The organism is Mesorhizobium sp. NZP2298 (genome assembly GCF_013170825.1).
Taxonomy (GTDB): Bacteria; Pseudomonadota; Alphaproteobacteria; order Rhizobiales; family Rhizobiaceae; genus Mesorhizobium.
Genome location: NZ_CP033365.1, coordinates 4,505,948 through 4,530,526 on the forward strand (window position 1 = coordinate 4,505,948; position 24,579 = coordinate 4,530,526).

General features: G+C 61.5%; 22 protein-coding genes. 9 read left to right on the plus strand and 13 right to left on the minus strand.

Annotation, left to right across the window (positions count from 1 at the left end; all coding sequences use genetic code 11):
* Positions 1-89: 89 nt before the first annotated feature.
* From EB231_RS21895 to EB231_RS21915, 5 genes are read left to right on the plus strand one after another with little or no spacing between them, the layout of a single operon-like run.
* Positions 90-1,181, plus strand: coding sequence for a polyamine ABC transporter substrate-binding protein (locus tag EB231_RS21895; protein WP_172350656.1), 1,092 nt, complete (start codon positions 90-92; stop codon positions 1,179-1,181).
* Between the two features lie 13 nt (positions 1,182-1,194).
* The gene (locus EB231_RS21900) at positions 1,195-2,061 is read left to right on the plus strand and encodes an ABC transporter permease (RefSeq protein ID WP_172350657.1); all 867 of its coding nucleotides are present in this window, start codon (positions 1,195-1,197) and stop codon (positions 2,059-2,061) included.
* A 2-nt stretch (positions 2,062-2,063) separates the two neighbouring features.
* On the plus strand, positions 2,064-2,846 hold the full coding sequence (locus EB231_RS21905; RefSeq protein WP_172350658.1) for an ABC transporter permease: 783 nt from the start codon (positions 2,064-2,066) through the stop codon (positions 2,844-2,846).
* A complete protein-coding gene (locus tag EB231_RS21910) occupies positions 2,843-3,907 on the plus strand; it encodes an ABC transporter ATP-binding protein (protein WP_172350659.1) in 1,065 nt (354 codons plus the stop codon). Before EB231_RS21905 ends, EB231_RS21910 begins: the two co-directional genes overlap by 4 nt.
* Before the next feature lies 1 nt (position 3,908).
* Positions 3,909-4,655, plus strand: coding sequence for an MBL fold metallo-hydrolase (locus EB231_RS21915; protein ID WP_172350660.1), 747 nt, complete (start codon positions 3,909-3,911; stop codon positions 4,653-4,655).
* Between the two features lie 6 nt (positions 4,656-4,661).
* Here the strand turns inward: EB231_RS21915 and EB231_RS21920 are convergent, their stop codons facing one another.
* From EB231_RS21920 to EB231_RS21935, 4 genes are all read right to left on the minus strand, one after another.
* Positions 4,662-5,363, minus strand: coding sequence for a TetR/AcrR family transcriptional regulator (locus EB231_RS21920; RefSeq protein WP_246740695.1), 702 nt, complete (start codon positions 5,361-5,363; stop codon positions 4,662-4,664).
* An 89-nt stretch (positions 5,364-5,452) separates the two neighbouring features.
* On the minus strand, positions 5,453-6,880 hold the full coding sequence (locus EB231_RS21925) for an amidase (RefSeq protein WP_172350662.1): 1,428 nt from the start codon (positions 6,878-6,880) through the stop codon (positions 5,453-5,455).
* Between the two features lie 95 nt (positions 6,881-6,975).
* Positions 6,976-8,010 carry an extracellular solute-binding protein gene (locus EB231_RS21930; protein WP_172350663.1) on the minus strand — a complete coding sequence of 345 codons (1,035 nt, stop codon included), beginning with the start codon at positions 8,008-8,010 and terminating at the stop codon, positions 6,976-6,978.
* 286 nt (positions 8,011-8,296) lie between these two features.
* On the minus strand, positions 8,297-9,223 hold the full coding sequence (locus tag EB231_RS21935) for a hypothetical protein (RefSeq protein WP_172350664.1): 927 nt from the start codon (positions 9,221-9,223) through the stop codon (positions 8,297-8,299).
* A 233-nt stretch (positions 9,224-9,456) separates the two neighbouring features.
* On the opposite strand from EB231_RS21935, the gene EB231_RS21940 reads away from it, so the two are divergent.
* A complete protein-coding gene (locus EB231_RS21940) occupies positions 9,457-10,377 on the plus strand; it encodes a hypothetical protein (RefSeq protein ID WP_172350665.1) in 921 nt (306 codons plus the stop codon).
* Positions 10,378-10,399: 22 nt separating this feature from the next.
* Complete coding sequence (gene glf / locus EB231_RS21945; protein ID WP_172350666.1) at positions 10,400-11,584, plus strand: UDP-galactopyranose mutase; 1,185 nt, start codon at positions 10,400-10,402, stop codon at positions 11,582-11,584.
* A gap of 34 nt (positions 11,585-11,618) precedes the next feature.
* Here the strand turns inward: glf and EB231_RS21950 are convergent, their stop codons facing one another.
* Entirely contained in the window at positions 11,619-12,590 is a 972-nt protein-coding gene (locus tag EB231_RS21950; protein ID WP_172350667.1) for an NAD-dependent epimerase/dehydratase family protein, read from the minus strand.
* A 222-nt stretch (positions 12,591-12,812) separates the two neighbouring features.
* The gene (locus tag EB231_RS21955) at positions 12,813-13,025 is read right to left on the minus strand and encodes a hypothetical protein (RefSeq protein ID WP_172350668.1); all 213 of its coding nucleotides are present in this window, start codon (positions 13,023-13,025) and stop codon (positions 12,813-12,815) included.
* Positions 13,026-13,335: 310 nt separating this feature from the next.
* Between EB231_RS21955 and EB231_RS21960 the strand changes: the two genes are divergently transcribed.
* Both EB231_RS21960 and EB231_RS21965 read left to right on the plus strand, forming a co-directional pair.
* Entirely contained in the window at positions 13,336-14,109 is a 774-nt protein-coding gene (locus EB231_RS21960; RefSeq protein WP_172350669.1) for an NAD kinase, read from the plus strand.
* A 192-nt stretch (positions 14,110-14,301) separates the two neighbouring features.
* Positions 14,302-15,894, plus strand: a complete 1,593-nt coding sequence (locus EB231_RS21965; RefSeq protein ID WP_172350670.1) for a DEAD/DEAH box helicase — start codon at positions 14,302-14,304, stop codon at positions 15,892-15,894.
* A gap of 73 nt (positions 15,895-15,967) precedes the next feature.
* Here EB231_RS21965 and EB231_RS21970 read toward each other — a convergent pair whose 3' ends face one another.
* From EB231_RS21970 to EB231_RS22000, 7 genes are all read right to left on the minus strand, one after another.
* Positions 15,968-16,576 carry a hypothetical protein gene (locus tag EB231_RS21970; RefSeq protein ID WP_172350671.1) on the minus strand — a complete coding sequence of 203 codons (609 nt, stop codon included), beginning with the start codon at positions 16,574-16,576 and terminating at the stop codon, positions 15,968-15,970.
* A 243-nt stretch (positions 16,577-16,819) separates the two neighbouring features.
* Positions 16,820-17,470: an OmpA family protein gene (locus tag EB231_RS21975; protein WP_172350672.1), complete on the minus strand. Its 651-nt coding sequence runs from the start codon at positions 17,468-17,470 to the stop codon at positions 16,820-16,822.
* 150 nt (positions 17,471-17,620) lie between these two features.
* Positions 17,621-17,989 (minus strand): GFA family protein, encoded by a 369-nt coding sequence (locus EB231_RS21980; protein WP_172350673.1) that lies wholly within the window; start codon positions 17,987-17,989, stop codon positions 17,621-17,623.
* Between the two features lie 109 nt (positions 17,990-18,098).
* Positions 18,099-18,476, minus strand: coding sequence for a hypothetical protein (locus EB231_RS21985; protein ID WP_172350674.1), 378 nt, complete (start codon positions 18,474-18,476; stop codon positions 18,099-18,101).
* A 296-nt stretch (positions 18,477-18,772) separates the two neighbouring features.
* Positions 18,773-19,904, minus strand: a protein-coding gene (gene prfB / locus EB231_RS21990; protein WP_172350675.1) for a peptide chain release factor 2 whose coding sequence is annotated in 2 segments (ribosomal slippage) — positions 18,773-19,837 and positions 19,839-19,904 — 1,131 coding nt in all. Because the reading frame shifts where the segments join, the coding sequence is not laid out codon by codon here.
* Between the two features lie 126 nt (positions 19,905-20,030).
* On the minus strand, positions 20,031-22,487 hold the full coding sequence (locus EB231_RS21995) for a penicillin-binding protein 1A (protein WP_172350676.1): 2,457 nt from the start codon (positions 22,485-22,487) through the stop codon (positions 20,031-20,033).
* Positions 22,488-22,700: 213 nt separating this feature from the next.
* The gene (locus EB231_RS22000; RefSeq protein ID WP_172350677.1) at positions 22,701-23,963 is read right to left on the minus strand and encodes an N-acetylmuramoyl-L-alanine amidase; all 1,263 of its coding nucleotides are present in this window, start codon (positions 23,961-23,963) and stop codon (positions 22,701-22,703) included.
* Positions 23,964-24,579: the final 616 nt, after the last annotated feature.

The window sequence follows — 24,579 nt, forward strand, 5'->3', positions numbered from 1 at the left end:
CGGCCTCTTGCCATAAAAACAGAATTGACTCAATTTTAGAATTGGTTCAATTTTTTGCAAGAAGCCACAAAGGCAAGGGAGAACACTCGATGTCCATCAAATCCGCATCCGGGAATCCGCTGTCCGTCCTGAAGCGCCACCTGCACGCGGCATGCGCCGCCACGGCACTGCTGCTTGCTGCCGGCAGCCTCGCCGAGGCCGCCGATCTCAACGCGCTGATCTGGTGCGATCATTCCGATCCGGCACTGCTGCAGCCCTTCGAGGAGGCCAACAACGTCAAGGTCAACGTCAAGGAATTCGAGGGCACCGGCGCCGGTCTCGCGATCGTCGAGCAGTCGCAGCCAGGCGACTGGGATGTGATGGTGATCGACAGCATCGACGTGCCGCGCGGCGTCGAAAAGGGCCTGTTCGAGCCGCTGCCGGAGGACAAACTGCCCTTCGCCGACCTCTTCCCGCAAGTGAAGATGGACGGCTCCACCGTGGTGGGCGGCAAGCGTTACGGCATCACCGAAAAGTTCGGCTACAACACGATCGGCTTCAACAAGACCAAGGTCGATCCGGCCGACATGCAGTCCCTGGCGTCGCTGACATCAGACAAATACAAGGGCAAGGTCGCCATCTACGATTATTACCTGCCGGTCATCGGCATGGCGGCGCTCGCCATCGGCAAGAAGACGGCCGATCTGACCGAAGCCGACCTGCCCGCCCTCAAGGAAGAGCTTCTCAAGATGAAGGCCAATGCCAAGCTGGTCGGCGAAGTGACCGCCAGCCAGACGGCACTCGCCACCGGCGAAGTTGATATTCTGGTCGGTGGCGGCGAATGGGTGACCGCGGGGCTGGCGAAGGAAAACCCGGCGCTGGATTTTTCGATCCCGAAAGAGGGCGCGGTGCTATGGTCGCAGTCGCTGGCCATGTTCAAGGATTCCAAGAACAAGGACATGGCGCTGAAGTTCATCCAGTACATACTGAGCCCGGAAGGCCAGGCGCGGCTTGCCACTTCCTCCTGCTATTGGGGCATGCCGTCGAACACCAAGGCAGCGCTGACCGAAGACCAGAAGAAGATCCTGCGTTTCGACGAGCAGCCGGGTTTCCTTGCCCGCGCCCAGTCCTACCCGGCGCCGAATGCCGAATTCGACAAGAAGATGCAGGACATGTGGACCGAAATGCTGCAGGCGAAGTGAGCACCTGCCGCTGATGAGCTCCGCTGGAAACAACGGGCGTGCCCTGCCACGGGCGGGCCGTGCCTTGCCTTGGGCGCTGGTCACGCCGGCGCTTGGCTGGACGCTGCTGTTCTTCGTGCTGCCGTTCATCGCCATGGGGTTTTCCAGCCTAACGGCGCATGAGGGGGGCGGCTTCACGCTTTCCAACTACAGCCAGTTCTTCACCAACCCGTCCTACTGGCAGGCGATGGTCAACTCGCTGCAGGTGACGGCGATCGTCACCGTGGTCTCGGTGCTGCTCGCCTATCCCTTCGCCTGGATCCTCGCCGAACAGGTGCCGGAACGCGGGCAGAGGCTGGCGCTGATGCTGGCCGTGCTGCCGTTCTGGACCTCCTATGTCGTGCGCTCCTATTCCTGGCTGCTGGTGCTGGCGCAGAACGGTGTCATCAACCGCGTGCTGACCGGTTCAGGCCTCATCACCGAGCCGCTGCAACTGGCCAATACGCGCCTGGCCACCGTCACCGGCTTCGTGCATTTCTTCGTCATGCTGTTGACGCTGACCATCTTCGCCAACCTCAAGCAACTCAGCCCGAGCTACCGCAAGGCGGCCGCCGATCTCGGCGCCGGCCCGGTGCGGACCTTCCTGCATGTCATCCTGCCGTTGACCCTGCCCGGCATCATGGTCGGCGCCTTCCTCACCTTCGTGCTGTGCATCGGCGACTACATCACGCCGCAGATCCTCGGCGGCAACAACGAGCTCTTGATGCCCCAACTGGTGATGATGCAGATCGGCCGGCGCGGCGATTTTCCGCTGGCCTCGGCGCTGTCGATCATCCTGATGGCGGTGGTGACCATCGCCTATCTTGCCTGCGCGCGCTGGCTGAAGATCGAGCGGACGTGACCATGCGCCAGTTTGTCCGCATCGCTTCCTGGGTCTATGCGCTTGCCGTCTACGGCTTCATCTTCCTGCCGGTTGTCGTGCTGGTGCTGTTCTCGCTGCAATCGACCTCCTTCCCCATTCCCCCCTTCACCGGCCCGTCGCTACGCTGGTATGACGCGGTGCTCTCCGACGCGCGGCTGACTTCGGCGCTGGTCAATTCGCTGATGGTTGCGGTGCTTTCCTCGGCCACCGCCGTCACGCTTGGCTTCCTCTCGGCCTGGGGTTTCGCCCGCTTCGTGCTGCCGGGCTCGGGCCTGCTGCGCGGCCTGATCACGCTGCCGCTGACGGTCAGCTACCTCATCATCGGCATGGGGCTCTTGGTGCTGTTCAACTGGGCCGGCGTGCCGAAATCGCTGCTGGCGGCCGGCATCGGCCATGTCGTGATCAACCTGCCGCTGTGCTTTGCCATCATCTACAGCCAGATGGGCGACCACCAGATCAACATCGAGCGCGCCGCGCGCGACCTCGGCGCGCCGGAATGGAAGGTATTGCTCCTTATCACCGTGCCGGTGATGGCGCCGGCCATCTTCGCCGGCTTCTTCCTCTCGATGACCTTCTCCTGGGATGAGTTCGTGATCTCCTTCCTGCTGACGCGCTTCGACACCACTCTGCCGGTGGAAATCTGGAACCTGCTGCGCTCCGGCCTCAACCCGAAAACCAATGCCGTCGGTTCGCTGGTCTTCGCCGTTTCCATCGTGCTGGTGGTGCTGTTCGAACTGACCCTGTTGCGGAGAAAGCCGGCATGAGCGCGCCCCTGGTCGACATCCGCAACGTCTCGCACAGTTTCGGGCAACTGGCGGTACTGAAAGACATCTCGCTGCGGATCGGGCCCGGCAGCTACACGATCCTGCTCGGGCCGTCGGGCTCCGGCAAGACGACGCTGCTTTCTATCCTGGGCGGCTTCGTCACGCCCAGCGAAGGCAAGGTGTTCATCCGCGGCGAGGACTGCACCGCGACGCCCCCGGCCAGGCGCCCAACGACGACCGTGTTCCAGGATTACGCGCTGTTTCCGCATATGAGCGTCGGCGGCAATGTCGGGTTTGGACTGCGCATGCAAGGTGTCGACGGGACGACACGGGCCGCCCGGGCGCGCGAGGCGCTGGCGCTGGTCGGGCTGGGCTCCGCTTTCGACAAGAAACCGCACCAGCTTTCCGGCGGCCAGCGGCAGCGCGTGGCGCTGGCGCGTGCTCTGGTGATCGAGCCGGCGGTTCTGTTGCTCGACGAGCCGCTCGGTGCGCTCGACCTCAAACTGCGCCGGCAGATGCAGGACGAGCTGAAAGCGATCCAGAAGCGCGTCGGTACGGCCTTCATCCATGTCACCCACGACCAGGAGGAGGCAATGGCGCTGGCCGACCACTGCGTGGTGATGAATGATGGCCGCATCGAGGATGAAGGCCCGCCCGAGCGCGTCTATCACAGGCCGGCGACGCGTTTTTCCGCCACCTTCATGGGTGAAAGCACGATCCTTGCCGGCAAGGTGACCGAGGCCAAGCACAGGACGATCACCGTCGCGACGCCGGTCGGACCGGTTAAGGTGCCCAGCACTTTGCCTGCGGGTTCGGCCATTGCGCTGGCCATACGGCCGGAGCATCTCATTCTCGGCGGGGCCGCGGGCACCGCGGGTCTCGGCATGGCAAAAGTGAGCGACGTGGTCTTCCAGGGCAGTTTCAAGCGCGTCCTTGCCATTTCCGCCGAAGATCCCTCGCAGCAGTTTATCGCCAAGGTGCAAGCGTCAGCTACTGTCCAGCCCGGCGACACGGTTGCCGTTTCGTGCGATACCGACCAGATCATCGTTTTGGCGGACTGAAATGGGAAGTTTTCCGGCCATCGACGCCGCTGATTGGTACGAGACCATCCGGATGGCAGACGGCGTCACGCTGATCCACGAGCCATGGATCAAGCCATTCTTCCGCTGCAACATCTGGCATGTGCGCGGCCGCGACCGTGACCTGCTGTTCGACACCGGTCTTGGCCATTTCAGCCTGCGCACACATGTGCCCTTGGTGAGTGAGCGCAAGCTGACCTGCGTCGCCAGTCACACGCATTTCGACCATATCGGCTGCCATCACGAATTTCCCGACCGCTGCGTGCACCGAGCGGAGGCGGAGATCCTCGCCGATCCGCGCAATGAATGGACAGTGGCTGACCGCTATGCGACCGACGATATGTTCGATCGATTGCCGCAGGGTTGGGAGTCGTCTGGCTACCGGATCCTGCCCGCCCCGCCCGACCGCCTGCTCGAACATGGCGACGTCGTCGATCTCGGCGACCGCGCCTTCGAGGTGATCCACACGCCCGGTCATTCGCTCTACGAGCGAAAGACCGGCATCCTGCTGTCCGGCGACATCATCTATGATGGCCCGCTGATCGACGACGCCTACCACTCGGATGTCGCGGACTATGTGGCGACACTGCTCGCCATGCGCGACCTTGATGTCTCGGTCGTGCATGGCGGCCATTTTCCGAGCTTCGGCAAGGTGCGCTACCGCCAGCTTATGGACGAATACCTGGAGCGGAAGCGGCAGGCCGGCTGCCATCTGCGGCAGACCCCTTAGATCAAATCAACGCATCAATTCGAAATGCCGTGGAAATGCTTGATGCAGCAAGAGCAGCATGGTCTTGCGCAGCACATCGGTGTCACGGCTGGAGGGGTTCAGATGATCCCAATACCATGCGCCGTGAACCAGATAATTCAGGCTCTCGGACAAGGTTTGTATGTCGACGCCGGCATAGCCGCCGCTGCGCGAAATCTCGACCAGCAGTTCGCGCGCTTCGGCGGTGTAGGCCAGGTCGCTCGGCAGGCCGATTTCATTGTAAATCTGCATGCTTTTACGGTCGCTGGAGAACACGACGAAGACAGAAACCCATTTCGGATGCTGCCGGGCGAAGCGTTGCGCGCAATCGACCGCGCCCAATAACCGTTCAACCGGCGACAGGCCGGGTGCCCGCACCAGCGTAACCCAGAGCGCGTCATACTGATCGCTGAGATACTGCAGCACCGCCCGGAACAGATTCTCCTTGCTGCGGAAATGAAAGACGACCAGCGCGTTGGACGAGCCGACATGCTCGGCGATGCGCTGCATGGTGACGCTCGCCAAGCCCTCCTCCGCGATGAGCTCGATGGTGGCGTCGATAATGCGCTGCACACTCGCTTCGCCACGCTCGCGCCGACGGTCCCTGGGCGGGGCCGCATCGTTTGCCGCGCCCTCCGTTGCCATAGCCTTGCGTTTTTCCGGCTTTGCGGTTGCCTTGCGTTGCGCCATTTTCGTCAGGCCTTTCGGACCCGCGGCGGAACTATCCCGCCGCATAAGTTACTCCGGCATATGGTACGCCGGCTCATCCCGGAAATCACTCAAAGCGCCGGACGCGTCTGCGCGTTTCCATACCATTGGCCCTGAGCCGTCTCATAGGCCAGCCCTGCCCGGAAGACATCAGCGTCGCTATAGGTGCGGCCGACGATCTGCATGCCAGTCGGCACGCCATTGGCGGCGCGGCCCGATGGTATGGTCAGAACCGGGCAGCGGCTCAGCATGTTGAACGGCGTCGTCATCACCCATCCCAGCGAGGGGTTCACCTCTTTGCCGTTGATCTCGACCTTGTCCCTGGTCTGGTCGAACTCCGCCGGCACCGCGGGAAGCGCGTTCGTCGGGCAGATCAGCACGTCGTAGGTCTCGAGCAACGGGCCGAGCGTCTGATACATCCTGGCCGCCACGTCCAGCGTCGCGACAAAGTCCGTGGCCTTGGATTTCTGCCCGTCCTCGGCGAACTGCCTGGCATAGCTGGTCATGTCGCCGGCGTGCTCGGCAAGCAGTTGCGACAGCGACGCGCCGAACAGGTGCTCGAGATAGGCCATTCCGGCCTTGAGCACTTCATCGCCCCAGCCAAGGTCGACCTCCTCGACCGTGGCGCCCAGCGAGCGGAACACATCGCAGGCGGCAAGCGTGTTCTTCCGCACGTCGGGATGGACTTCAAAGGAACCGAGATCCATCGAAAAAGCGATCTTCCAGCCCTTGATCGGCTTGTAGTCGATCGGCAGGCGCAGTTTGGGACGCAGCGTGGCGATGTCGAGGGGGCTCGGTCCGGCCATGACATTCTGCAGCAGGATCGCATCCCCGACGTTTCGCGCCAGCGGCCCGGTGTGGCAATAGAAATCGAGGTTGAAGGGCGGCTCGTCCGGATTGCGGCCGTAAGGCGGTTTGAAGCCGACAAGACCGCAGGCCGAGGCGGGAATGCGGATGGACCCCGCGATGTCAGAGCCGGTGGCGATCGACGATGTGCCGGAAGCGAGCGTTGCCGCCGAACCGCCTGACGAGCCGCCTGGCGTGAAGTCGCGATTCCATGGATTGCGGGTGACACCCCACCGCTTCGACCAAGTATAGCCGGCGCAGCTGAATTCAGGCGTCGCGGTGCGGGCATGGACGATGCCGCCAGCCTTCATGATGCGTTCGTTCATGGTCGAGGTGTGGCCACCAATGGCATCCTTCGACAACAGCGAGCCGTGCGAGGTCGGCTTGCCCTTGATGTAGCTCTCGTCCTTGATACCGATCGGCAGGCCTTCGAGCGCGCCGGTCCTGGCGCCCTTTGCATATTTCGCCTCGGCCTTGGCGGCCAGCCCCATCGCTTCCTCGAAATGCGTGAAGGTGTGGCAGTTGATCGCTGATCTGGTGGCTTCGGCACGGCTGATGGTGGCCCGCATCAATTCGACGGGCGACAGTTTCTTCGCCTTGAACAGCCGCAGCGCCTCATTGGCCGGCATGTAGCAAAGGTCGAGATCGGACATTGGAAGTCTCCCGCGATCGTGAGATCGCACTTGGCATGAAGGGGTTGCCGGACCGCGCATCGCGGTCCGGTGGCTGTTCGTTGGTGTTGGCGGCGCTATTTCTGGAGGTCGGTCCAGATCTTCGTGTAGAGCGCCTGCACATCCGGTGGACAGGCCGGCATGAACTGGCCCTTGGCGGCGAATTCAGCCGGAATTGCCACTTCAGGCGCCGTCTTCATGTCATCCGGCATGAAAGCCTCGGAATCCTTGATGCCGTTGGCATAGCGGGCGAAAGCCGAAATCATCGCCGCATTCTTCGGGTCCATGATGAAGTTCTGGAAGAGCTTGGCGTTCTCGACATTCTTGGCGTCCTTGAGGACGGCAACATTGTCCATCCAGATCGGGAAACCTTCCTTGGGATAGCCGTATACGATCTTGGCATTCTCGAGCCGCTCGCGCAGCGATATGCCGTTCCAGTTGACGCCGGCGGCAATGTCGCCCCTGCCCAGGCCATCGACAGCCGCATAGTCCAGCGAAAGCCACTTCGCCTTTGCCTCGACCAGCTTGTCATGCACCTTCTTCAGCACCTGCATGTCGTCGGTGCAGTATTTGCCGCCTTCGTAGGCGATGGCGAGGAACATGATGTCACCCATTTCGGGCACGACATTGATCTTGCCGACGAGCTCAGGCGGCGGGTCGAGGAAGATCGCTGACGTGTTCGGGTCGCCAGCATAGACCGACTTGTTCACCGAAATGCCTGTCGTGCCCCACTGCCATGGGACTGTGTATTTGCGGCCCGGATCGAAGGGAACATCGACCCATCGCGGATCGACATTCTTGAAGTTCTCCATCTTGTTCGGATCGGTCTCCAAGAGCAGACCTTCGCTGATCCAGATCGGCACGACACTGGCTGACGGCACCACGATGTCATAGCCGGACGCGCCCTGGCGGACCTTGGCCAAGGCGGTGTCGTTGGAATCGTAGTCCGTTACGGTGACCTTGATCTTGTAGGTCTCCTCGAATTTCTTGATAAGGTCCGGGCTGGTGTAGTTGCCCCAGTTGTAGATGTTGAGTTCGCCATCGGCGCGGGCCGCGCCTGTCACGGCAAGCAGCGACAGCCCAAGGGCCGCCGCGGTCAGTTTCCAGTTCATGCTAGTGCTCCCATTGTTGGGACCGGCCGCGTCGCCGCCTCGGTCCGTCTCCTGCTGATGAACAAACCTGACGATGCCTTTCGGCCCAGGGCGAGCCGACTGGCTGTCAAAATTCCCCTCTTCGCGGCCATTCACTGCGGATGCCAGCTGGCCAACTTGGTCGTTCGCCAGAAGCTAGATTATAACTAACTATACAGTCAATATCTATTCACCGGCATTGGCGCGCCGCTGTCGGTCCCCCGGCACGGCCTACACAGTGAGCAGCAGACGAAGGCCGCGCGGGACTTCAGCCATCCCTGCTGGCGGGAAGCGAAATCCGATAGTCCGGACCGCGATTCCTTGGCTTGCGCCACGGCCTCAAACGATCCTTCAATCTCGTTCGGACAACCGGCTTCTCGTAAAGCGGAGCCGGCAGGCCGGCGAGCGCATAATAGTCGTCAAGGATGCTGGTCTGCAGGAGACGCTGCTCCTGGGTGAAGAAGCTGAAATGCGCGGCGACCAGATCGCCGAAAACCTTTCCCGGCCGATCGAGCTTCGTCGGCAAGGTCACTGACAGCCATTCCTCCTCGTCATTTCCCGGCGGGAAGAAAAGCTCGCCGATCTCCAGGACATCCGACCCGAAAAAGCCGATCGCGTTGATCGAGAAGCGCCCTAGCCTGACTTCCCGGTCGGGCACACGGAAATCACCCAGCCGGTTCGTCCGGACAGCCTCGATGAACACCGGATGAAGCGCCTCTGGAAAGCTTGCATGAGCCCAGGAATAGGGACACATCGCCTGGCAGGTGAGCGGTCCTTCGATCAGAACCCTGGAAAGATTCTTGATCAAGCTGTTGCAGACCGCGTTGTTGATGATGAGCGGCGCATACCAGAGGGCCGCTCCCTTTTCCGCCAAGGCCCGTGCCTTGAATCTGGGAAGGAAGCCCTCCTCCAGAAAGACCACATCATCGTCGAGGCGCAGATAGAGTGCGTCGGCGTCGTCACAGAAGCGAAAGAATCTGCCGATGACATCGATGCTGCCGTCGGCGCTCGGAAGCGTCTTTATCTTGCAGCGCGGATCGCTGGCCGCCAATCGCTGGAGATAGGCCCGATCGGCTTCGTTGCGGCAATTGTCCCACAGATGCCATTCGTGCACCTCAGGACTTTTCAGAACATGGTGGCTGAGCAGGCGCAGGTACTTCTCGCGGCCTGCCGGGGTCACAACAATCAGCTTCATGAGGTCCTGCCAGCAATGGGCGCGTGTTTTGGTCGGCCAGCGGCCCATGACAAGCCTAAGCAAGTCCAGGAAAAGTGTGAAGCGGTTTTCGTCCGGCGAAGGGATAGAGCGGTTCGACGCTTCGCCGAGCCGAGAAGCACGGCGCAAGACGTCCCTCTGCATAACACCAGACGAAAAAATCCCTCCCATTCGTGGCTCTTCGCATTCATCCGGCTTTGGTGTAAGGGCTCGCCATGACAGTATGGGACCAAGGCATAAATGCCGACAGCGGGGCCATGACGAACGCTGCCTGCCGCAATCTCGTCGTCGTCAGGGCCGATGACAACTCTCTCCATCGCGGATGGGGGGCGGACGATCCCCGATGTGAATTCGATTTGATCGTCAGCTACTACGGCAGCGATCCGTCAGCTTTCCGTCTGCCCTGTGAAAACCGTGTCGATTACAAGGGCGGAAAATGGGACGGCATACACGCTCTGTTCTCAGAGCGGCCCGAACTGCTAGATCACTACCGATATATCTGGTTCCCGGACGACGATATCGAGGCCGACCGGGCGACCATCGAAGCTTTGTTCGTCGTTATGCGCCGGTTCGACCTGCACGTCGGCCAGCCGGCACTGACGCTGGATAGCTACTACACCCACCTGCCGTTTCTTCGCTGCAAGAGTTTCGAATTTCGCCTGGTCGACAAGATCGAGGTCATGGCTCCCTGCATAAGGACCGACATCGTGGCCAAGATGCTACCGCTTTTCGAACACTCCATGGGCGGTTTCGGTCTCGACTCCTTGTGGACCCGGCTTGCCGTACGAAACCTTGGAAGATCAGCCGTATTCGACGCCCTGCCTGTCCGCCACACGCGGCCAGTGGGAGTTCACTTGGCTACCACGATGCTCGGGTCCGGCCACACGGCGGAGTCGGAACTCCGCCAACTGGGGTTGCGATATGGATTTGGCGAGTTCTTTCCCCTGTCTTACGAGGCCGTTGACCTCAAAGGCAGGCGTTGGCGATCGCGGCCGATTATCGGCTTGCGCATGGTGGCTGACTATGTTCTGGGCCGAAGTGCCTTTCGTCAGGTGCACAAGTGGAAAAGGCGACTTTGGCACCTGCTGCGCAGGCAGTATTCCAAGCCGGTCGAACTGTCTCAGATCAAACTCTAGCCATAAGTCGGCAGATCCGCGAATGGACAAGAACCTGCTCAGCGAAGCCGACATTCTCATTGTCGGCGCGGGCTTTTATGGCGCGACGCTCGCCGAGCGCATCGCCACGCAACTCGGCCGGCGCGTGCTGGTGATCGACCGGCGCCGGCACATCGGCGGCAATGCCTACACCGAACAGGATCCCGCCACCGGTGTCGAAATCCACCGCTACGGGCCGCATCTGTTCCACACCTCCAACGAAGAGGTCTGGAACTACCTGCGCGCCTTCACCGGCTTCACGGCCTATCGCCACCGTGCGTTTTCGACCTATCGCGACAAGGTCTATCCGCTGCCGATCAACCTTGCCACGATCTGCCAGTTCTTCGGCAAGCGGCTGAGCCCGGACGAGGCGCGCGGCATGATCACCGGACAGGCGGCGGAGCTTGGCGATCGCCCGCCGGCCAATCTCGAGGAGAAGGCGATCTCCCTCGTCGGCCGTCCGCTCTACGAGGCTTTCATCAAGGGCTACACCGCCAAGCAATGGCAGACGGATCCGCGCGAACTGCCGGCGCAGATCATCGCCCGCCTGCCGGTCCGCTACACGTTCGAGGATGGCTACTTCAACGACCGTTTCCAGGGCCAACCGGTGGACGGCTATACGGCGATCTTCGAAAAAATGCTCGCGCACGAGCTCATCGAAACACGGCTTGGCGTCGATTTTTTCGATATCAAACCCTTGCTGCCGAAAGACTTGCCGGTCGTCTACACTGGTCCGATCGACCGTTATTTCGACTACTCCGAGGGCGAGCTCGGCTGGCGGACCATCGACATCGATCTGGAGGTCATGGACACGCCGGATCATCAGGGCACGGCGATTATGAATTATGCCGACGAAGCCGTGCCCTACACCCGCGTGGTCGAATTCCGGCATTTCAATCCGGAACGTCAGCACAAGAGCGACAAGACACTCATCGGCCGCGAGTATTCCCGTTTTGCCGGCCGCGCCGACGAGCCCTACTATCCGATCGACACACGGCGGGATCAGGCGGTTTACCGTCGCTATCTCGAACGGGCGGCTGCCGAGAAAAACCTGCATCTTGGCGGACGATTGGGCACCTACCGGTATCTCGACATGCACCAGGCGATCGGCGCGGCCTTGAAGGCCTTCGAAACCGTGCTTGAACCCTACTTTACCGGCAAGCTCGATTCAGTCTCACGGTCGCTGTGAAGGGTCGGGCCTGAATCCGTAAAAAATCAGGCGCTCAGGCTGACGCCACCGATCTGCCGTCAGTCGCAATCTGTCGGCGGAACCACTCGAAGGTGCGCCGGATCCCTTCCTGGTAGCTGGTCTTTGCCTCCCATCCGGGAAGAACCTGTCTTGCCAGGGTCAAGTCCGGGCACCGGTTGGTCGGATCCTGTGGGACAGGCGCATGGTGTTCGATGCGGCTGCCCGGAACGAGCGAACTGACGAATTTCGCTGTCTCGAGAACCGAGACCTCGCGATTGTTGCCGATGTTCAAGGGGCCTCGGTGCGAGATGCTGTCACGCCAAAAGAATCGCTCTAAGCCATCGACGATATCGTCGACGTAGCCCCAGCTGCGCGATTGGGAGCCGTCGCCATAGACGGTCAGGAGTCCCGTGGTCAGGGCCTGGCTGACAAAATTCGAAACGGCGCGGCCGTCATCGATGCGCGTTCGCGGCCCATAGGTGTTGAACAGCCTGACGACGCGGACATCGAGCCCGCTGACGCGTTGCTGTTCAAACAGCAGCGCCTCGGTGCAGCGCTTGCTCTCGTCATAGGAGGCCCGTGGCCCGGTGCAATCCACGGATCCTCGATAGGTCTCCGGCTGCGGCGAGACCATGGGATCGCCATAGACTTCCGAAGTCGAGGTGAAGCAGAAGCGACCGCCGGGCTTGAGCAGCGACAGAAGATTGAGCGCGCCGCCTAAGTTGGCCCTGATCGTGCGCGCCGGCTCGCGCATGTACCAGACGGGCGAAGCCGGTGACGCCAGATGGATGATCTCGTCAAAATGCCGGCTGGCCGTGAAACTTTCGGCATCGGCAATCCGCAGGCTGAACCGCGGGTCCGAGACATGGGCAATGTTGTCTTGCAATCCGGTCCACAGATTGTCGACGACAACAAGCGTTTCCAGATCATCGCGCCGCAACAGGCGATCGACAAGATGGGAACCAATGAAGCCGCAGCCACCAGAAACCAACACGCTGCGTGGCATGCGCTCTCCCCCAGAAACTCTTCGTTCAACGCCCGGGTAGGCCCGTTTCCCACAGACTATGGGAACCATGTCCTATCCAGATCCGAAGGACTTCTAGCAGTGCTTTCATCAATGCCGCAATTGCAACGATCAAACTTGTTCCGCACCAGCCGGTGGCCGGCTGTCCGAGGATGAAACCATCGCCGGACATATGGTGCGGACGGGTAAGTGTATTTTCGCCGGCTACAGTGCCTTTTGCGGGCAAGGCATTCCCGCGGCATCGCCGCAGCGCGACGCCGTGGGCTGTGGTCTGATGCTCAATTCTTCGGACTGGCGCACAAGCTCGGCGAAGATCAGCGCGAAGCTACCCAGCATGACAAAAACGATGATCAGGCGTGTTACCGGCAATATGTCGGCCTCGTCCGGCTGGTGCGTGCACCCGAAGACCGGAATCATCCAGGGATCTTGCGCACAAACAAAAGTGCCACAGCGTCCTCTTGGTCTCCCGAAGGATACAGCGATGCTGCGGGCGCCCCACGCCACCCATGCCGGCTAACATGATCGATCGGGCTTTACGAGAGCTTAAGCCTCCTCTTAACCATCACATTCGCTCAAGCCATGACATGAAGCGCGACCTGCCGGTCCGGGCGATGCCGTGGCGGCATGGCCTTGCCGGCTGGCACGACGGCTCCCTTTGCAGACCCGCCCGCACCATGCTACCCCGGCGCTGGCGCGGCCAGACCCAATCGGTCGCGATCGGGGAGCCATGAGCACAGCCGCCAACAGCATCGCCTTCGTCTCGTCCGACACAGCAGACGCCAAGGCGGCGCTGGAGAGCCTGTCGGCGCGCTATGGCCAATGTCCGGTCGGGGATGCCGGGGTTGTCGTGGCTCTGGGCGGCGACGGCTTCCTGCTGCAGACGCTGCGCGACACGATGGGGACGGGGAAGAAAGTCTACGGCATGAACCGTGGCACCATCGGATTCCTGATGAACGAGTATCGTTCCGGCGGCCTCACCGAACGCATCGCGGCCGCCGTCGCCGAGACGATCCGCCCGCTGGAGATGCAAGCCGTCACCTCGGAGGGTGAAACGGTTTCCGCACTGGCGATCAACGAGGTGGCGCTTTGGCGCCAGTCCTACCAGACGGCCAAGATTCGCATCACCATCGATGAGCAGATACGGCTCGAAGAGCTGAACTGCGATGGCGTGATGATCGCGACGCCGGCCGGATCGACCGCCTATAATCTTTCCGCGCACGGGCCGATCCTGCCGCTCGATGCCCCACTGCTGGCGCTCACGCCGGTCAGCCCGTTTCGCCCGCGCCGCTGGCGTGGCGCATTGCTCTCCAACAAGGCGACCGTACGCTTCGACATTCTGGAGCCGGAAAAGCGGCCGGTGAACGCCGCCGCCGACCATACGGAGGTCAAGGCGGTGACCTCGGTAACGGTTCGCGAGTCGCCGACAGCAACGGCGACCTTGCTGTTCGATCCCAATCATTCCTGGAACGAGCGCATCCTGGCCGAACAGTTCCGTTACTGAGCCGGCACACAGACAAGCGGCCCGATTAGGCATAGCGATTAAGGTTACAAGTTCACAATCACGCCAATCCCGCCCGTTTCTGTTGACAAATCGCGGACTTGCGCCTAATCGCAATGCCAATCTTGCAAGCGCGTGGCGCTTGCCGCGACGAATAACGTTGCGCCTCCCCGAACCAGCCAAAGACAACAACACTTGTCCTCAGACACCACGATCGCTCAAGAAGCGTTGACCTTTTCAGACCTCGGCCTGTCGCCGAAGGTGCTTTCCGCAGTTACCGATGCCGGCTACACGCAGCCGACTCCGATCCAGGCCGGTGCCATACCGCATGCCTTGCTCGGCAAGGACGTGCTGGGCATAGCCCAGACCGGTACCGGCAAGACCGCCTCCTTTGTGCTGCCGATGCTGACCCGGCTGGAAAAGGGGCGCGCCCGCGCCCGCATGCCGCGCACGCTGATCCTGGAGCCGACGCGTGAGCTTGCCGCGCAGGTCGAGGAAAACTTCATCAAATACGGCAAGAACCACAAGCTCAACATCGCGCTTCTGATCGGCGGCGTATCGTTCGACGAACAGGACAAGAAGCTGGAGCGTGGCGCCGACGTGCTGATCGCGACGCCCGGCCGCCTGCTCGACCACCGCGAGCGCGGAAAGCTTTTGCTCAATGGTGTCGAGATCCTCGTTATCGACGAGGCCGACCGCATGCTCGACATGGGCTTCATTCCCGATATCGAGCGCATCTGCGAAATGATCCCGTTCACCCGGCAGACGCTGTTCTTCTCGGCGACCATGCCGCCGGAAATCACCAAACTGACGGAAAAATTCCTGCACGCGCCGGTGCGTGTCGAGGTTTCCAAGGCAGCGTCCGCCGCAACGAACATTATCCAGCGGCTGGTGAAGTCCGGATCGAAGCCCTGGGACAAGCGTGAGACGCTGCGCAACCTGATGAAGGCTGAAGACGCGGAGCTGAAGAACGCCATCATCTTCTGCAACCGCAAGGTCGAGGTGTCGGAGCTGTTCCGCTCGCTGCTGAAGTATGATTTCGATGCCGGCGCCCTGCATGGCGACATGGACCAGCGCGCCCGCATGCAGATGCTGGCCAATTTCCGTGACGGCAAGCTGCGCTACCTCGTGGCTTCGGACGTCGCCGCGCGCGGCCTCGACATCCCCGATGTCAGCCACGTCTTCAACTATGACGTGCCGATCCATGCCGAGGACTATGTCCACCGCATCGGCCGCACCGGCCGCGCCGGGCGCTCCGGCAAATCCTTCACCATCGCGACGAAGTCGGACACCAAATACATCGACGCCATCGAACGGCTGATCGGCAACAAGATCGAGTGGCATGATGGCGACCTGTCGACCGTCGTGGCCAGCGAAGGCGGCGAGGACGATGCTCCGCGCCGTGGCAAAGGCGCGCCGCGCCGTGCCGGCCGCAAGGACGACGATCGCAAGGACAGGGGCGAGCGCAAGAAGGGCGGCGAACGCCGCGCCAGACACGCGGAGGAAGATGTCTCACCGGTGATCGCACAGCAAGAACAGCCCGATGTGGCTGAGACGGCCGTTGCCGATATCGGCGAACGGCGCGCGCGCAAGGAGGCGATCCGTTCGGACAACACCGAACGCAAATCCTCCGATCGCAACGAACAGCGCGCACCGGAACGGGGCGACACCAGGCCGCAGCGCGACAGCAACCGCCCTGCCCGTCACCGCCACCAGGAAGACAACGACACCACCGTTGGCTTTGGCGATGACATGCCGGCCTTCATGCGCATCGTCGCCAAGGTCTGACCACCGTCCGCTTTCGAAGGCAAGCCAGCGATCCGGCTTGCCTTCGCAGTAAGATTCTGGCTGAGCTCGCCCGTCACATTGGCCCGGGCATCATCTTGGTCGGCTTCTCCAGCATCGGAAACTCGGCCTTGTTGCATTTCACGTTCGGGTTCGTCGGACTGAACATGCCGTTCGGATTGTCCCTGAACAGCCAGGCGTGAAGATCGTAGTGGACGAACTCCCTCGGGATGAGCGGATAGTGTCCCTCCATCGGTCCCATGAAGGTCTGGCCAAACAGCTTCGGCGGCTCTTTGGTATCCGGCGTCAGCGGCACCAGCCATTCCACGCCGACCAATTTCAGACCCTTCTTGGTCGGCTCGTAGATCAGGACGTTGGGCTTCATCGGGTCGAGTTTCTGGCCGACGCTTGGGACGTTGACGAAATGGATGCCCATGGCCCCTTTCGGATAAAACATCGCGCCGGATATCTTTTCGCCAGCATAGTAGACGCACCCGACGGTCGACAGATAAAGGTCGCGGACAGCCGCGGTGTAGTCTTCGTACTTAGCCAATGATTTCTTCAAGGCTTCGATGTCGGCCTTGTTGGCTTCTTCGGCTTGAGCCGTGGCGGCGTCAAACGATACGCCGAGAAGGCCGGCCAAAACGAGGACGCCGCAACGCCCAAGGCGAGCTGTTCTTGTCATGCATTCCTCCCAGATATGTAATCTGGCCGTGCAAGACCGAGGCGGGAAAAAATGTTGATCACGCGGCCAGTTGTACCGCCTCATCCCCTCTGGAACAGCAATGATGCTATTCCTTTCCGGGCCTGCGGGAAAGCTGTTATTTAGAACTAGCTAACTATCAGGCGCGCCAATCTGAAGAGCGCCGAAGTCCCCTCAAACAGAAACGGCCCCCGTGGGGCCGTTTCGCATTCGCTTGCCGAACAATCAGGTGAGCGGCGACAGCTGGATCTCGACGCGCCGGTTCTGGGCGCGGCCTTCGGCCGTCGCGTTGGATGCGACCGGACGCGTCTTGCCGAAACCGGTAACGGCGAAGCGGCGCTGATCGACGCCCTGCCCTGATAGATAGTTGGCGACCGCCAGCGCACGGCGCTGCGACAGATCGAAATTGTGCTGATCACCGCCCGTCGAATCGGTATGGCCAAAGACATCGACGGTCGTCTGGCGGAACTTCTTCAGCACCAGCGCGACGGAATTCAGCACCGGGTAGAAGCCAGGCTTCACCGCATCCTGATCGACATTGAAGGTGATGTCGGACGGCATGTTGAGGATGATCTGGTCGCCGCTGCGGGTGACGCTGACGCCGGTGCCTTGGAGCTGCCGGCGCAATTCCGCCTCGTTCTGATCCATTGTCGCGCCGATGGCGCCACCGGCCAGCGCACCGATGCCAGCGCCAATCAGCGCGTTGCGGCGGTCATTGCCGCCCGCAAGCAGACCGAGGCTCGCACCTGCCAGGGCGCCGAGACCGGCACCAGCGGCCGTGTTGGAAATCTTCTGGTCGCCCGTATACGGATCGGTGGTGGTGCAGGCGCTCACGAGCAAAGCCATCGCCACGACGACGAGCACGGTCTTCTTCATAAATGGTCCCTCTCCAAGTCGCGCCTTTTTCGACGGCGCCAAATCAGCCCTTCCGGCGACTTGTAACATGAATTGCGGCGAAAAGCGGAACAGGAAAAACGCCCGCGACGGCTTTTCCCAGGTCAGTCACGTGACGACCGCCTTGGCCAGTTACCAGAGATTCTTGCCGTCGATGACCACCACTTCGACCTTGTCGAGATCGAAATCATCGAACAGCCGCGAATTGACGCTGATCTTGGGATTGTCGAAATCCGGCTCGCCGGTCGACCAATCCGGTGTTTCGGTGAACGTGCCACAGCCGCAGGTGGTGCAAAAACCATGCTTTACGGTTTTCGAGCCCCACTGATAGAAGGCAACGTTTTTCAGTGGCGTGATGAGCTTGAACTGCGATGGGGTGTAGTAGGCCCAGAGCGAGCCGCGTTTCGAGCAGAACGAACAGGTGCATTGCGTCACCGTCCGCGGTGCCTCTGAAACCTCGAATGTCGTCGCCTTGCAGTGGCAGCTTCCCTTGATGGTCATCGACGTCACCTCTCCCTTGTCCGCCGCCCATGCGGCAGGGCACCATAAAGAAGCGATCCTGACAACTGTCCGTCAGCAGGCTCCAGGCCTGACCAGCCGGCCGGAAATCCTAGTAGGATGATGGCGGCACAAACAGGCAGATGGTCTTGCCGGCATCGAGCCCGGCCTCATGCGCGCACCAATGAAATTCTCCGTCCGGCGAATCCTTGATACGTCTGTCGCTGTAAGCCAGCACCTCCCCGGTGTCCTTGATGACATAGCCTTCCGGGCGCTCGCTGATCGAAGTCTGCGACACCTCGTGGCAGTCGTAGTTCGCGCAGCAGGCGAACGGATAACTCCAGCCTTGCGGCTTGGCCGCGGTCGGCTTGGCGTCATGCGCCAAGGCCGGTACCGACAGCAGCGCGATCACACAGGCCGCGCACAGGGGAATGATAAGCTGGCCAACCGATGGAACGGCGATGGCCGATCTGGAATTGGCGGCAAACATGGGAACGTTCCTTTCAAACGAGGTTCAAGCATTTCTTGCTTGCCCGTTCCCGGAACGTGTCTTCCCAGCGGCTAATCGTCAGCAGATATGCCGCGACCGGCCATAAATGCTTTTGTCTCTTCCTGCCCTCGAAGGTGAGCCGAAATGTGAGTCGGCGCAAGAAATTGCTGCATGAGGCACTGGCCGTCCAAGGCAGCAACTACCTGCCGTTGACAATCAAGGCAAATCCTCTGCGATGGCCCGCTTCCTCCTGAAGAAGGTGCAAGCCATCGCAACCCAGGTTAGTGGCGGACGGGCTAGTCCAGATCCGCCACGACCTCACCGGCGCCGCCCTCGATGCGTTGCGACAGCGAAGCTTCCATGAAGTCGTCGAGGTCGCCATCGAGCACGCTTGACGGGCTGGTGCTTTCGACGCCGGTGCGCAGATCCTTCACCAGCTGATAGGGCTGCAGCACGTAGGAACGGATCTGGTGGCCCCAACCGATGTCACTCTTGGAGGCTTCGGTGGCGTTGGCGATGGCCTCACGTTTCTTCAGCTCCTCCTCGTAGAGGCGCGAGCGCAGCATTTCCCAGGCCTTCGCCCGGTTCTTGTGCTGCGAACGCTCGGCCTGGCAGGCGACCGCGATGCCGGTGGCGATATGGGTGATGCGCACGGCCGAGTCGGTGGTGTTGACGTGCTGGCCACCCGAGCCGGACGAGCGGTAGGTGTCGATTCGAACATCGGATTCGGACACATCGATATCGATCGTGTCGTCGATGACGGGATAGACCCAGACGCTGGCGAAGGAAGTATGCCGTCGCGCATTGCTGTCATAGGGCGAAATGCGCACCAGGCGGTGGACACCGGATTCGGTCTTCAGCCAGCCATAGGCATTGTGGCCCTTAATCGTCAGCGTCGCGGACTTGATGCCGGCCTCTTCGCCGTCATGCACTTCCAGCACCTCGACCTTGAAGCGGCGGCGCTCGGCCCAGCGCGTGTACATGCGCAAAAGCATCGAGGCCCAGTCCTGGCTCTCCGTCCCGCCGGCGCCGGCATGGATTTCGAGATAGGTGTCGTTGGCGTCCGCTTCACCCGACAGCAGCGTTTCGACCTGGCGGGCCTTCGCCTCGCCCTGCATCGAGCGGATCGCCGCTTCAGCTTCGGCGATAACGCCTTCGTCGCCTTCCTCCTCGCCGAGTTCGATCAGGCCGATATTGTCTTCCAGCGCCTGCGTCAGGCCCTTGACCGCCGCGATGCCTTCCTCAAGGCCCTGGCGCTCGCGCATCAGCTTCTGGGCTTCCAGCGGCTCGTTCCAGAGGCTGGCGTCCTCGGCCCGCACATTCAGGTATTCAAGCCGCTTTATGGCCTGATCCCAGTCAAAGATGCCTCCTCAGCAGGGTTATCGCCTGCCTGATCTCATCGACAATATTCTGCGTTTCCGCGCGCATGGCCTAGTATTTCGTCCTGTGGCTGAAGTGACGTCTCGGTCGGCGCGATACATAGGGACGGCGCCGCCATGTGTAAAGCGAAATGGGCCGGCCCCAGGCCAGCCCAACAGGCGGCATAGGGGACCGTCAGTAGAGGCCGCCGCCGCCGTCCTGGATGGCCTGGTTCGCCTGCGGCGACAGTGCGCCGCCCGATGCGTTGGAGCCGTCGGCACCCATGCCGATCACCCAATAGCTGTCGGCGGGACCGGTGCCCGGCTTGAAGGCCTCGATGATGGTGCCAGGATCGCCCGACGTGGCACGCATGCCGGTCTTGCGGTTGATGGCGATCAGATTCATGCCGTCCGGCACCTTGAAGTCGACATTGGGCGTGCCGTCCAGCGCCACGCGCATGAAGTCCTTGAAGATCGGTGCGGCGAGACCGCCACCGGTGGCGCCATGGCCAAGGCCGCGCGGCGTGTCGTAGCCCATGTAGAGACCGACCACGAGGTTCGGCGTATAGCCGATGAACCAAGCGTCCTTTTCGTCGTTGGTGGTGCCGGTTTTGCCCGCGATGTGGCGGCCCAGTTCCCCGATGGTGGCGCCGGTGCCGCGTTGCACCACGCCCTCCATCATCGAGGTGATCTGGTAGGCAGTCATCGGATCGAGAACCTGCTCGGAATTGTCGACCAGTTCCGGCTCCGGCTGATTCTTCCACTCAGGCGCATTGCAGCCTTCGCAGCCACGCTCATCCTGCTTGAACACGGTCTTGCCGTAGCGGTCCTGGATGCGGTCGATCAGCGATGGTTTGATCGACTTGCCGCCATTGGCCATGATCGAATAGGCAGAAACCATGCGCATGACGGTCGTCTCGCCGGAACCTAGCGCCATCGGCAGGTATGGCGCCAGATGATCGTAGACGCCGAAGCGCTCGGCATATTCGACGACCAGCTTCATGCCCATGTCGTTGGCAAGCCGCACGGTCATCAGGTTGCGCGACTTTTCGATGCCGGAGCGCAGCGTTGCCGGACCCGCGACGGTGCCGTCATAGTTCTTCGGTGTCCAGGTCGTGTTGCCGCTCTGGATGGTGATCGGTCCGTCCATGATCACCGAGGCCGGCGTATAGCCATTGTCGAGCGCGGCCGAATAGACGATCGGCTTGAACGAGGAGCCCGGCTGGCGCATCGCCTGGGTGGCGCGGTTGAACTCGGACTGGGCATAGGAGAAGCCGCCGACCATGGCCAGCACACGGCCAGTGTGTGGATCCATGGCGATCAGACCGCCCTCCACCTCTGGAACCTGGCGCAGGCTGTAGGTGTTGTCCGAGCCTTCGTTCTTCTGCACGAAGATGACGTCGCCCGGCTTCAGCACATCGGCCGGCGACTTGGCCTTGACCGTCTTGCCGTCGACCACATGGCGCATGGCAAAGCCCATGTCGTCCTTGCTGACTGTACCTTCGACGCGTTCCTTGACGATATCGCCCGACGCCTGGCGTGCGGGCTGGAGCCCTATCGAGAGACCGGACGCCGAGGAGTCGAGCACGACGGCCAGAGACCATTCGGGAACGTCTTCCAGTCCCTTGACCGCGCCCAACGGGACGCCCCAGTCACCGGACACGTCGATTGACGTCACCGGCCCGCGATAGCCACGCAGCGTATCGTATTTGATCAAGCCGTTCTGCATCGCCTTGCGGGCGATAAGCTGAACTTTCGGATCAAGCGTGGTGCGGACGGACAGGCCCCCTTCGTACAGTGCATTCTCGCCGTAACGGGCAATGATCTGGCGACGCACCTCTTCCGTGAAATATTCACCAGCGAAGAGATAGGTGCCGGTACGGCGCGGCGTCACGCCGAGCGGCTCGGCCTTGGCCTTGTTGCCTTCCTCACGCGTGACGTAGCCATTCTCGACCATCTGGTCGATGACCCAGTTGCGGCGCTCGATAGCGCGATCGGCATGCTTGAAGGGATGGTAGTTGTTAGGGCCTTTCGGCAGCGAAGCCAGATAGGCAGCCTCGGCCACCGTCAGTTCGTTCACCGACTTGTCGAAGTAGGTAAGCGCCGCGCCGGCGACACCATAGGCACCGAAACCGAAGAAGATTTCGTTGAGGTAGAGCTCGAGGATACGATCCTTGGGATAGGCCTGCTCGATGCGGAAGGCCAGGATCATCTCCTTGATCTTGCGCTCGTAGGTCTGGTCCGCGGTCAGCAGGAAGTTCTTGGCCACCTGCTGGGTGATCGTCGAGGCGCCGACCTGCCGCCTGCCCGAGCCGAAATTCTGCAGATTGACGATGATGGCGCGGCCAAGACCGGTCACGTCGATGCCGGGGTGATTGTAGAAGTTCTTGTCTTCCGCCGACAGGAAGGCCGCCTTGACGCGATCCGGGATCGCCTGGATCGGCAGGTAGAGGCGCCGTTCGCGTGCGTATTCGGCCATCAGCGAGCCGTCGGAGGCATGGATGCGGGTGGTCACCGGCGGCTCGTATTTGGCCAGCACTTCGTAGTCGGGCAGATCCTTCGACAGATGGCTGATGTAAATCGCAACGCCCGCCGCGACCAGAAGGGCCAGCGTCGTGCCGATGCCGAAAAAATAGCCAATGAGACGAATCATACCCGCTCCAGTCCTTGGTTCGGGAATTCCCTAAACGAAGCCGCCTTCCACGCAAGCTTTCGAACCGGTCCCAATCCGTAATCGAAAACCCATGTCGCCACCATGTGGACAAAATACGGCAAGGCCTGCTTTCGTGACCTCGAGCCGGAAATAAAGGCACCGGGTGTTGTCATCCAGCAACGCCGCCTTAGGTTGCAGGCGCCGCCAGGCATGTCAACCTCCGGCCCCCGTTCCGGCACGGGCGGAAGCGAACAGCGCAACGGCGTTGGTGATGCTTTGTGCGGCCTTGCCGCGCCATTCGGCGTCGAGAAGTTGCGCCTCGTCCTTGGCATTCGAGAGATAGCCGAGCTCGACCAGCACGGATGGCACGTCTGGCGCCTTCAGCACCTTGAATCCAGCCGAACGCTGCGGATTGTTGATAAGGCCGACGCTGGTCGAAAGCTGGCCGACCAGCGTGTGGGCGAAACTCATCGAGAAGGTGTGCGTCTCTCGGCGGATCAGGTCGATCAGGATGTCGGTCACTTCCTTGTTATCGTCCTTGATGACCATACCGGCAAACTGGTCTGAAAGGTTTTCGCGATCGGCAAGCGCCTGCGCCTCGGGATCCGACGCCTTGTCGGAAACGGTGTAGACGGTGGCGCCGCGGATGCCCTTGACGCTGATTGTATCGGCATGGATCGAAATCAGCAGATCGGCCTCGTGCTGGCGGGCAATGCGCACGCGGTCGTCCAGACGCAGATACTCATCGGTGTCACGCGTCATGAAGACATCGTATTTGCCGATCGCCGCGAGCTTGTCGCGCAACTCCGTGGCGAAGGCCAGCGTCACGTTCTTCTCGATCGTGCCGTTCAGACCCTCGGCACCGCCGTCGACGCCGCCATGGCCGGGATCGATGACGACGGTGAAGCGATGGCCCGGATTGGAGACCGGCCCTGTGCCAACCCGCCCGCCCTTGTCGGTCGAAACCGTGGAGCCGGTGGTCAGCGCCTGGTTGGCAAGGGCAGCGTCGAACTCGCGTTCGGAGGCGGCCGACATGTCGATGGCAATGCGGTAGCCGGTTCCGTCCTCGTTCTTGAGCACATCCAGCTTGTCGACGGCGAAGGGTCCCTTGCCGGTGAGGATCAGCCGCGAAACGCCCTCGCCGAGCTCGCCCAGGCGCACACTCTTGACCAGGCCGCGCGGCTTCAAGTCCTTGGCGTCGATCGCCAGCCTGGTATTCGCCAGATCGATGACCAGGCGATTGGGTCCGCGCAGCAGGAACCATTTGATGTCCGGTTCGCGATCGAAATCCACGACGATGCGCATCTTGGTGGCATCGCCCGCCATCTTGTAGCCTTTCGCCACGAGCGGCGCGTCGGCGGCATCGGCAACGGAGCAAAACGCCTGGGAAATCACGACCAGCAGCAGGAGACAGAAGGCGCCGAGAATCCGGCCGCCAACACGACATCCCTTGTCTGTGAAGTCCGCCAGTCCCATCTCTCTTCCTGTCGCTCCCGGTTTGGCGCCAGGCGCCCGCTCGTTTCGTCGAAGTGCCGGTTAGGCCGCGAACTCGATTAACGATTGGTATCCAGAGAAGGTTAACCAAGCCTTTTCACGCAAGGATCGGAACCAGGCTTACGTTACGGAACTGCTTTTTGCCGGCATCGGAAATCGGGGTTGCCTTCCACCCCGCCAAATCATAAAAGCGATAGTGGATCACTGCAATCCTGGAACCGCCCTCCTCCGCAGCTTCCTGCTACAGGGTTAGATGAAAGGCGGCTCCTTTCGCTTCACGCGAAAAGGCTTCAAGTGATTGCGACGAATTTCGCAGGTGTGCTCCCGTGGCGGGGGAATCGCCTGCGTGAGGAAAACGGCCGGGTTTGTTCCCGTGCCGGCTCTGTACGAGCAAACAAGCTGGTCCGGTTTCCGGGCTTTGGTTCAAAAGGTTCTGCTGGTGACGATGGCTTCAAGCGCAATCATGGAAAGGTCCGCATCAAACCGCGCCAGTATGGCTGCGGGCGGCACCGCCATGACACGCAGGCACCGTCCGGCGGACATTCAGACATCCGGCACCCACACTCCAGACACGCAGCAGCGGGCTTTGCCTTGCAAG

Bases quoted from the DNA above. Each gene is read 5' to 3' on its own strand.
- EB231_RS21940 (WP_172350665.1), top strand. From the start codon at position 9,457: ATGACAGTATGGGACCAAGGCATAAATGCCGACAGCGGGGCCATGACG.
- EB231_RS21995 (WP_172350676.1), bottom strand. From the start codon at position 22,487: ATGATTCGTCTCATTGGCTATTTTTTCGGCATCGGCACGACGCTGGCC.
- EB231_RS21980 (WP_172350673.1), bottom strand. From the start codon at position 17,989: ATGACCATCAAGGGAAGCTGCCACTGCAAGGCGACGACATTCGAGGTT.
- EB231_RS21905 (WP_172350658.1), top strand. From the start codon at position 2,064: ATGCGCCAGTTTGTCCGCATCGCTTCCTGGGTCTATGCGCTTGCCGTC.
- EB231_RS21910 (WP_172350659.1), top strand. From the start codon at position 2,843: ATGAGCGCGCCCCTGGTCGACATCCGCAACGTCTCGCACAGTTTCGGG.
- EB231_RS21935 (WP_172350664.1), bottom strand. From the start codon at position 9,223: ATGAAGCTGATTGTTGTGACCCCGGCAGGCCGCGAGAAGTACCTGCGC.
- EB231_RS21920 (WP_246740695.1), bottom strand. From the start codon at position 5,363: ATGGCGCAACGCAAGGCAACCGCAAAGCCGGAAAAACGCAAGGCTATG.
- EB231_RS21900 (WP_172350657.1), top strand. From the start codon at position 1,195: ATGAGCTCCGCTGGAAACAACGGGCGTGCCCTGCCACGGGCGGGCCGT.
- EB231_RS21915 (WP_172350660.1), top strand. From the start codon at position 3,909: ATGGGAAGTTTTCCGGCCATCGACGCCGCTGATTGGTACGAGACCATC.
- EB231_RS22000 (WP_172350677.1), bottom strand. From the start codon at position 23,963: ATGGGACTGGCGGACTTCACAGACAAGGGATGTCGTGTTGGCGGCCGG.
- EB231_RS21930 (WP_172350663.1), bottom strand. From the start codon at position 8,010: ATGAACTGGAAACTGACCGCGGCGGCCCTTGGGCTGTCGCTGCTTGCC.
- EB231_RS21960 (WP_172350669.1), top strand. From the start codon at position 13,336: ATGAGCACAGCCGCCAACAGCATCGCCTTCGTCTCGTCCGACACAGCA.
- EB231_RS21895 (WP_172350656.1), top strand. From the start codon at position 90: ATGTCCATCAAATCCGCATCCGGGAATCCGCTGTCCGTCCTGAAGCGC.
- EB231_RS21985 (WP_172350674.1), bottom strand. From the start codon at position 18,476: ATGTTTGCCGCCAATTCCAGATCGGCCATCGCCGTTCCATCGGTTGGC.
- EB231_RS21975 (WP_172350672.1), bottom strand. From the start codon at position 17,470: ATGAAGAAGACCGTGCTCGTCGTCGTGGCGATGGCTTTGCTCGTGAGC.
- EB231_RS21950 (WP_172350667.1), bottom strand. From the start codon at position 12,590: ATGCCACGCAGCGTGTTGGTTTCTGGTGGCTGCGGCTTCATTGGTTCC.
- EB231_RS21970 (WP_172350671.1), bottom strand. From the start codon at position 16,576: ATGACAAGAACAGCTCGCCTTGGGCGTTGCGGCGTCCTCGTTTTGGCC.
- glf (WP_172350666.1), top strand. From the start codon at position 10,400: ATGGACAAGAACCTGCTCAGCGAAGCCGACATTCTCATTGTCGGCGCG.
- EB231_RS21925 (WP_172350662.1), bottom strand. From the start codon at position 6,880: ATGTCCGATCTCGACCTTTGCTACATGCCGGCCAATGAGGCGCTGCGG.
- EB231_RS21955 (WP_172350668.1), bottom strand. From the start codon at position 13,025: ATGATTCCGGTCTTCGGGTGCACGCACCAGCCGGACGAGGCCGACATA.